This is a genomic window from Streptomyces sp. NPDC058534 (assembly GCF_042717365.1).
GTDB lineage: Bacteria > Actinomycetota > Actinomycetes > Streptomycetales > Streptomycetaceae > Streptomyces.
In genome coordinates this window covers 35089-38620 of the sequence record NZ_JBHXNW010000083.1, presented here as the reverse complement: position 1 = coordinate 38620, position 3532 = coordinate 35089, and the positions used below count along the sequence as shown (strand labels likewise).

2 protein-coding genes are annotated in these 3532 nt (G+C 66.6%); one reads left to right on the top strand and one right to left on the bottom strand.

Features of this window, described 5'->3' with window-relative positions; translation table 11 throughout:
• Positions 1–379: 379 nt before the first annotated feature.
• On the bottom strand, positions 380–2296 hold the full coding sequence (locus tag ACFWR9_RS35505; RefSeq protein WP_383849735.1) for a SpoIIE family protein phosphatase: 1917 nt from the start codon (positions 2294–2296) through the stop codon (positions 380–382).
• Between the two features lie 97 nt (positions 2297–2393).
• On the opposite strand from ACFWR9_RS35505, the gene ACFWR9_RS35500 reads away from it, so the two are divergent.
• The coding region (locus ACFWR9_RS35500; RefSeq protein WP_383849733.1) for a HAMP domain-containing protein at positions 2394–3532 on the top strand (1139 nt) is incomplete at its 3' end.

Genomic DNA, 3532 nt, shown 5'->3' with positions numbered 1-3532 from the left:
AGCGGGTACTTCCTCGGGGCAGGCATCGTCAGGGCTCCTCTCATGCAACCCATCTGACCTGCTGCCACCTTTCCCCGCACCTCGGGGGAACCTCACAGCTCCTAGCTGCGGCCGTCAGGCATCGCCGAGGAAATGACAGAGCGCTGAGACAGCAGCCGTATGAAGCGGCGCGAGACCGCGAAAGAACAACCAGGTCACAGCACTGCCCTGTGAAGACGGGCTTGAGACCCTACATTTCAGACTAGGGCGGTCGGTCCGCTGGAAGCAGATCCCGGCAGCCGGGCGGCGGCCAGTAGGTGCCGCCACCGGCAAAACGTTCAGCTGTCCCGCCCGCCACACGGTGAGCCCCGGCTCACTGAATACATGCCTCCGTTTCCGCTCAGCGGACCGGCCGGTGTTCTTTGGCGTCCGTTCTCGCATTCATCGCGGCAAGCGTGTGCAGTACCAGGATCGAGAGGTCGTCCTCGACTGGATCAGGACTGAAGTCGTGTGCCGAGCGACGGATGCGCGCGGCCACCATATTCGCACCCAGCCCGCTGCATTCGCCGAGCAGAACGGCCAAGCCGTCATCGTCATCCAACTGCCGGTGACCGCTTCGGCGCTCCGTGACACCGTCCGTCACACACAGTAGCGTCTCCCCCGGAGCTAGATTGAAGGAGCTTGCATCGAACTCGGCGTCGCCGTCGATGCCGAGCAGCATCTGGGGTTCCGCCGCGACCATGACGGAACCGTCGTTCTGGAGGCGCAGAGGTAGCGGGTGTCCGGCGCTGGCGATCGTGAAGCGGGGCCCCTCATCGTCCCGACCGAGTTGCAGCTCCCCGTAGAGCAGGCTGAAAAATCTCGGACGGGCACGTTCGCCACCGTGCGCGACGGCTTCCGCGCTCTCCTCCACCATCGCCGCGTTCAGCCTTCCGAGCACCGACTCGACGCCTCGGCCTTCGCGGGCCAGCGCCCTGACCAGGTACCTGGCGAGGCCGGTCACCGATGTCGCTTCCGGGTCCTTACCCTGCACGTCGCCCAGCAAGAACCCCCATCGGCCTTCGCCCATGGGAAAGAGGTCGTAGAAGTCGCCGCCCACAGTCTGACCCTCGCCGTGCGGCTCGTAGACGATCGCCGTCTCGACGCCCGGAACGCCGGCCAGGAACTCAGGTAGCTGACCGCGCTGAAGCGCCCGGCTGATCGTCGTCTGCCGCGTGTACCGGCGAGCGGTGACCAGCGCCTGCGCGATCCGTCGCGCCAGGTCTCGTACGACGTTCTCCAGGCGGTCGGTCATGTGGAGCTGCCCGGCCCCACCCAGGAGGAGTATTCCTTGGCATGCGCCGCTCGCGACCAGGGGGAATGCCAGCGCCGAGCCCCGAACACCTGCCGTTTCCGGCCACGGCCAGGGGATGCTCGCGGTACTGATCAAAGCAGTCGGCGCTTCCCTCGCCAGTTCGTCACGCAGTGCGTCGATACGCCATTCTTCGGCGTGCCAGACCTGGGACAGCCACATGCGGCGCCCTTCCAGGGCCCGCCACACGCCGCACCAGTCGGCGAGCCGGGGCACCAGCAGCTGTCCCGCGAGTGCGGCCACGAGATCCTCGTCGAGCTGGCCAGCGAGGAGCTCGCTGGCCTCGGCGAGGTAGGTGGGCCCCACTCGGTCGGGCCATTCCGCAGTGTCGCCTTCAGGGCCGGCCATCGACACCGGCTCGCGTGTTCCCGGGTCCGGCGACGTGTGCAGCGGGGACGGCGTGGCATTTCGGGTGCCACGTTGATCGCGCCCAGCGGACTCGAGGCGGAACCACACCGACTTCTGATGGTGGTCGTAGGTCACCCCCCAGGATGCCGCGAGGGCGCCCACGATGCGCAGCCCGAGGCCCCGCCCGCCGGACAGGTCCTCCTGTGCACGCAATCCTCGGGCCGGGTGGCGGTCCACCACTTCGATGATCACGGCGACGGGTTCGTGCTGATCATCCGCCGGTGCCGAGTGATCCGATCTTCCCTGCGCCCGTGGAGAGCTTGGCCTTCTCTCCTCCGTCGAGCAGATGACGTCAATGTCCGTACCGGCGTGCATGATCGCATTGGTGGCCAACTCGCTGACGAGAAGCTCGGCATCCCAGCTGATCTCGTTCAGTACCTCAGTGGTATTCCCAGAACCGGTCGTGACCGCAGCGATCTGTTCGGCAAGCGCTTGGCGCACGAAGAAGCGCGCCTCGCAGGCCGCCTCCTGGCTCGCATGAAGCGTCGTCCGCAACGTGCACCGATCCGGTTGAGAGACCGGAGTCGGACCCGCGGGCGCAATCGATGGGGGATGCATAGTGGCCATGTGCCTCAAGTGAATATTCGATCAGGCGTCTCACCAAGCATCTATAGTGTGACGTATATGGACATGTCGACGCTAGGGGTGGGCTGCCATGGCAATCGACCCGGCTTCGGCCGACTCCCCCGTCACGCCTGCCGACCCGCGCGATCCCTCGGAGTCTGCGGGTCCGAGGGAGGTCACCGGACATCCTCCGGCCACCGCGCACCCGGACAAGGCATGGGTGCGCGGTACCGAACTGGACCCGCTGCTCACCGCCCTGAAATCATTGCGTGATGGTGACTTCACCGTCCGTGTGAATGGTGTGCGGGAGGGGGCTCCCACCGAGATCGCCGACCTGATCAATCAGCTCGCGGCACGGAACGAGCATCTGGTCGGAGAGCTACAGCGGGTGCGCAGGGAGGTCGTGCGGCACGGCAGGCTCGACGAGAGACTCTCGGCCAGTCCGGGGCAGGGCTCGTGGGTGACAGGCGTCGACTCGGCCAACACACTGCTCGAAGCCCTGGCTGCGCCGGTGTCCAACACCACGCGAGTCCTGAACGCGGTGTCCAACGGCGAGCTCACGCAGCGCGTCGACTTGTATGACGGTGGACGTCGGCTACGCGGGGATCTGCGTAGTCTTGCCCGCTCCGTAAACCGCACGGTCGACCGTCTCTCGCTTTTCACCGGCGAGATGACGCGGGTGGCCCGCGAGGTCGGCACCGAGGGGCGGCTGGGCGGCCGCGCGCGTCCACGCGGTCTCTCCGGTGACTGGCGCATGGTGATCGAGGCGGTCAACACGATGGCGTCCCGGCTGACGTCGCAGGTCCGGGACATCGCGGTCGTGACGACAGCGGTGGCCCGCGGCGACCTCACCCAGCACGTGACGGTAGAGGCCACCGGTGAGGTGCTGGAGCTCAAGCTCACTGTCAACACGATGGTCGACCAGCTGCGTGCGTTCGCCGGGGAGGTGACGCGAGTGGCCCGCGAGGTCGGCACCGAAGGGCAGCTGGGCGGTCAGGCACATCTCGGCGACGTTTCCGGTGTCTGGAAAGACCTGACCGACAACGTCAACTTCATGGCCTCGAACCTGACCTCGCAGGTCCGCAACATCGCCCAGGTCACCACCGCGGTCGCAACCGGCGACCTGAGTCAGAAGATCACGGTGGAGGCGAAGGGCGAGATTCTGGAACTGAAGTCGACGATCAACACGATGGTCGCCCAGTTGTCGGCGTTCGCCGACGAGGTCACGCG

What these genes read in the sequence shown, in the direction of transcription:
- ACFWR9_RS35505 (WP_383849735.1), bottom strand. Translation starts at nt 2,296, where the DNA reads ATGCATCCCCCATCGATTGCGCCCGCGGGTCCGACTCCGGTCTCTCAA.